This is a genomic window from Mycobacterium sp., from assembly GCF_049683355.1.
Taxonomy (GTDB): Bacteria; Actinomycetota; Actinomycetes; order Mycobacteriales; family Mycobacteriaceae; genus Mycobacterium.
In genome coordinates, this window is sequence record NZ_JBAUJB010000361.1 from 1 (window position 1) to 5,228 (window position 5,228).

Here is a 5,228-nt window from a genome sequence, read left to right on the forward strand (position 1 = left end):
CGACATAGCCGACACTTTTCGGTGGCGCACGTGTGCGCGCCGGAACCAGCACGACCGAAAGGGTGTACGTGGCAGCGACAAAGGCAAGCCCGGCAACCGATGAGCCGGTGAAGCGCACCGCCACCAAGCCCCCCGCCAAAAAGGCCGCGCCGGCGAAGTCGGCGAACGGGTCCGCGCCCGCCAAGAAGGCCGCGAAGAGCGCTGCGGCCAAGACGACGAAGCCGCGTGCGGCGAAAGGCGACGCGCCGGCCTCCCGTGGCCGCGCCAAGAAGTCGGCCGCGCCCGCGGTAGAGGGCGTCGACGCAGATTCGGTCGACTCCGACAGCACCGAAGACGCCGTCGTCGAGCCCGGCGACGAGCTCGAGGTCGACGAGACCGACATCGACCTCGAGGACATCGCCGTCGACGACGACGCATCCGACGACGAACCCGACACCGACGACGCGTCCGACGACGCCGACGGCACCACGAAGGCCACCCCCAAGGCGGCCGGCAAGGCCGCCAAGGTCGACGACGCCGAGGACGACGGGATCGCCGAGCCCTCGGAGAAGGACAAGGCCTCCGGCGACTTCGTCTGGGACGAAGAGGAATCCGAGGCGCTGCGGCAGGCCCGCAAAGACGCCGAGCTCACCGCCTCGGCCGACTCTGTTCGCGCCTACCTCAAGCAGATCGGCAAGGTCGCGCTGCTCAACGCCGAGGAAGAGGTCGAGCTCGCCAAGCGCATCGAGGCGGGACTGTACTGCACGCAGCTGATGACCGAGTTCGCCGAGCGGGGCGAGAAGCTGACGACGGCACAGCGCCGGGACTACCAGTGGATCTGCCGCGACGGGGACCGCGCCAAGAACCATCTGCTCGAGGCGAACCTGCGCCTGGTGGTGTCGCTGGCCAAGCGCTACACCGGTCGCGGGATGGCTTTTTTGGACCTGATCCAGGAGGGCAACCTGGGCCTCATCCGCGCGGTGGAGAAGTTCGACTACACCAAGGGTTACAAGTTCTCCACCTACGCGACGTGGTGGATCCGCCAGGCGATCACCCGGGCCATGGCCGATCAGGCCCGCACCATCCGCATCCCGGTGCACATGGTCGAGGTCATCAACAAGCTCGGCCGCATCCAGCGTGAACTCCTGCAGGATCTGGGTCGTGAGCCCACGCCCGAAGAACTCGCCAAGGAAATGGACATCACACCGGAGAAAGTGCTGGAGATCCAGCAGTACGCGCGTGAACCCATCTCGCTGGACCAGACCATCGGCGACGAGGGCGATTCGCAACTCGGCGACTTCATCGAGGACAGCGAAGCCGTGGTGGCCGTGGATGCGGTGTCGTTCACGCTGCTGCAGGATCAGCTGCAGTCGGTGCTGGAGACGCTGTCCGAACGCGAGGCGGGCGTGGTCCGGCTGCGCTTCGGCCTGACCGACGGACAACCGCGCACCCTCGACGAGATCGGCCAGGTCTACGGGGTGACGCGGGAGCGCATCCGGCAGATCGAATCGAAGACCATGTCGAAGTTGCGCCACCCCAGCCGCTCCCAGGTGTTGCGCGACTACCTGGACTAGGCAACACTCCAGAATGGTGCTTTAACCAGCGGAAACTGACGGTTGGTGAGTTAGCACACAGCTGCTAGCTAAGGTATTGGGCATGCCAACTTGCTGCCCCATACCTGCACACACCCACCCGGCGGTGCCCCATGGCTGCTAAGCGCACTCCCCCGCCGCTAGACATGGCCGCCTTAGTGAACAGCTGGGAACTGGCGCTGCGCAGCGACCGCAAGAGCCGCGAGACCATCAAGAGTTACCTGGCGGGCGTCAACCAGTTTCTCGCCTGGTGCGCCGCCGAGGGCCTGCTGCCCGAGCTGACTAAGCCATTGGTGCGCGCCTTCGTGGCACACCTGCTCGAACAGGGTGCTGAACCAGCTACGGCGCGGGCCCGCCAGCTCTCCCTGCGCCGCTTCTCCGCATGGCTTGAGGAGGAGGGCGAGATCGACACTGACCCGCTGCTAGGCCTGAAGGCGCCCAAACTCGACACGAAGGTGACGCAGAGCCTGGACGACGAGCAGGTGCGCGCACTCCTGAAAGCATGCGCGGGCAAGGAGCTGCGCGACCGGCGCGACGAGGCCCTGGTGCGCCTGATGGTCGAGACCGGCATGCGGGCGGGTGAGGTGGTGGCGCTGCGCGTTGAGGACGTCGACTTGGTGCGCGGCGTCGCGCTGGTGGTGCGCGGCAAGGGCGGCAAGGGCCGCCTGGTGCCTTTTGGAGCACAGACCGCCCGGGCCATCGACCGATACATGAGGCTGCGTCGTGCCCATCTGCGGGCGGAGACCGCAGACCTGTGGCTGGGTGAGCGGCAAAAGGGTTTCTCGTACTACGGGCTGCACGCCACGCTGCGGGACCGCGCGACCAAGGCGGGCATAGCGGGCTTCCATCCGCACCTGCTGCGGCACACCGCCGCGAGCCGGTGGCTGGCCGCCGGGGGCAGCGAGGGCGGGCTGATGGCCGTGGCCGGATGGTCGACCCGCGACATGATTGACCGGTACACCCGAAGCACCGCCGCTGAGCGTGCCGCCGCCGAGGCGCGGGGACTGAATTTGGGCGATCTGTAGGGGCTCAACACGCCGTATGCAACTGCGGGGTGATGTAGCTAAACCGCAGCGTGGTGGCGTGTAGCGCGCTGTACACCGCTGTGCTGCAGCGCATCTCGCGGTGTTTGCGTCTACACCATGTACTAGCGTGGGGCCCGCGACCGCCTTAGATCACCGTGCCGTGGGGAAGCGACACGAGATCAGCAGGTGCTACCTGCTGATCGTCTGTCTCTGGCCTACCTCAAGGAGGCCCCGTGGCACCCGCCACGCCCGCACCCCAACCACCAGGCGACCCGTTGGAAGCCAAGACGGGCCTAGCGCGCGAACAGCGCCGCACCCGAGCCCAGATTGCCGCGCATACCCGCTGGTCACGCACCACTGACCGAACAGCCGCAACCGCCGCCGCCCGTGATGCCCAGGCGCGCAAGCTCGAAGACCAGGTAGACCCTGGGCGCGAGCTATCCCCTGAGCTGCGCGCCAAGCTCGTAGAGAACGCCCGCCGGGCGCAACTCATCCGCATGGCCCACGCCTCCGCCAGGGCCAAAACCGCGCGGGCCAAGGCCCGCCGCGTCCGCGAGGCCGGGGCTGGCACGCAGTGACTGACATGCCAGACTTACATTCAACTGAAGCGGGGTTGGCATGGGTGAAGGCACAACCACAGTGCGACATAGGGTTTCAGCGGTGGACTGACGACAGGTTTCTCAGGCGCGGCTACAGTCCATCGCGTCGCACCGCACTTATCCGAGCCGGGATCAGGTCAACGCCAAGCTGGCCCGCGATGACGCCCGAGCGAGCCACTCCATCGTTGGCCGATCTCAACGCTGCGCTGGCCGGTGATGCCCGGTGACTACCGCAGAAGTCGATTGGGATCGGGCGGCCTTCTTGTGCCGCGCGGGGGCGCCAGACTTCGTGGCGGCTGTCTGCATCCACGAGACCGGCGAGGAGACGTTGTGGCTGGTGTCGCTTCCGGTGCTAGACGGAGAGGCCCAGGGGCTGTCTGGGGATGCCGATAGCGCCAAGCATGAGGGTCTTGGGCGGCTGCCCGTCCACATTCGGGACCGCATCTGGGGGGATGCCCTGCGCTGCGGGCGTCCCCGCTCCAACGGCCTGCCGTGCCGGGCGCGGGTGGGCGAGCCGGGCGCGGCCTGTTGCGTTCATGCCGACCAGGGGGTGCGGCGATGAGCTTCGACAAGTTCTCTTGGCTCAAGGCCCTGCAGGGTGACGCGCGCTTTACCGACAAGGAATTCCGACTTGCAACGGCGGTATGCACAGAGTTCACCCGCAGCGATGGCACCGGCTGGGCGGTCGAACTGGCCGTGCTTGCCAAGCGGGTACCGGGCGAGCTGTCCCCGCACCGAACCAAGGCGCTGCTGAAGCGGTTGTGTGACTGCGGCTACCTGGTGGAGACGTGGCGGTCTAGCGGTGGTCGGGGCCAGGTGGCGCGCAGGGCGCACGACCTGGCGCATCCACCGAAACCTGGTACGCCAGCGTCCGGGTTTTCTGAGGCCGAAACCCGGTACGCCAGCGTCACAAACCTGGTACGCCTGCGTACGAAACCTGGTACGCATGCGGCACGGCGCAATGGCTCTGAGCTGGGAAAAGGTGGCCCTAAAGGTACTCCTACAGGGACTCCTGGGGGTGGGCGCACGCGCGCGCACACGCGCGTGCGAGGCGAACCCCACCCCACCGACGACCCTCGCCCCCAGCCGCTTCGCGGGCAATACGGGCCCCGATGTGCGAAACACTTGGACGACCCCGACCCGCCGAGCTGCCCCGGCTGCAAGCGCCAGCGGCTCACCGCTGAGGCCAAGGACCGCGCCGACGCCGACGCTGAGGACGCCCGGCTGCAGGCCATCCGGGACGAGATCACTGCGGGACGAGATCACTGCATGTGATGACTGCGACCGCAACGGCTGGATCCACGGTGAGGACTCTGTGCAGCGCTGCCGGTCGCACCGCAACCTTGACGAGCTGGCGGTGCCAACGTGATCGACACCTCGGCACCCGCTTTGCCGCCCCTCGTCAACGCCTGCGGGCTATCGTGTGCCCGCTGGGGTGGGTGTGCCCGCCGGGTTTCTTCAACCCCCTACGGCGGCTCTCAGGGCTTGGCGGCATGCCGCCATAGGCGCTGGGGCACATAAGCTTTGGCGGCATGCCGCCATGGTTGCGGGTGAGTGATGTCGTGCGCCGATTGCGGCGGTCCCGTCCACCGTCCACCGTCCGCTGGCCCGCTGCGCAGAGTGCCGCGACCGGCGAGCCCGTACCACCCCGGCCCGGCAGCCCACCCACGACAGGCAGCCTGCCCGCTTGGCCGCCGTCAGGGCACGCCTTCATCACCTGGAATCTACTGCAGCACAGGAGACCCCTTGCCAACGTGTCTGATTTGCGGCCATCCCGCAGAGGATCACCAGAACCTCATCGCAACGTGCGCTTGCGGCTGCACCGCCCGCACGTTCGGCCCCACGGCGCACGGTGTGCCCAGAAGCGACCTGGACCGCCTGCTGGATGCGGTGAAGTTCTCCGCCGCCGTCGTCGCTGAGGCGCGCGCCGACACCGAGGTGGCCTGGTCTCGGCCAGCGTCCGGGGCGGCGGTGCGCGTGGCGCGGGCGGCACTGCTCTGCGGCATCAGCTGTACGAACAGCTCGCCGACCGC

General features: G+C 67.8%; 4 protein-coding genes. All 4 read left to right on the forward strand.

Annotated features, from left to right (window positions below):
- Positions 1–68 precede the first annotated feature (68 nt).
- The 4 genes from WA944_RS20750 to WA944_RS20765 all read left to right on the forward strand — a co-directional run bounded on the left by WA944_RS20750 (position 69) and on the right by WA944_RS20765 (position 4,470).
- A complete protein-coding gene (locus tag WA944_RS20750; RefSeq protein ID WP_526371969.1) occupies positions 69–1,553 on the forward strand; it encodes an RNA polymerase sigma factor in 1,485 nt (494 codons plus the stop codon).
- A gap of 176 nt (positions 1,554–1,729) precedes the next feature.
- Complete coding sequence (locus WA944_RS20755; RefSeq protein ID WP_526371966.1) at positions 1,730–2,596, forward strand: site-specific integrase; 867 nt, start codon at positions 1,730–1,732, stop codon at positions 2,594–2,596.
- Between the two features lie 233 nt (positions 2,597–2,829).
- The gene (locus WA944_RS20760; RefSeq protein ID WP_526611452.1) at positions 2,830–3,174 is read left to right on the forward strand and encodes a hypothetical protein; all 345 of its coding nucleotides are present in this window, start codon (positions 2,830–2,832) and stop codon (positions 3,172–3,174) included.
- Positions 3,175–4,320: 1,146 nt separating this feature from the next.
- On the forward strand, positions 4,321–4,470 hold the full coding sequence (locus tag WA944_RS20765; RefSeq protein ID WP_526371962.1) for a hypothetical protein: 150 nt from the start codon (positions 4,321–4,323) through the stop codon (positions 4,468–4,470).
- Positions 4,471–5,228 lie beyond the last annotated feature (758 nt).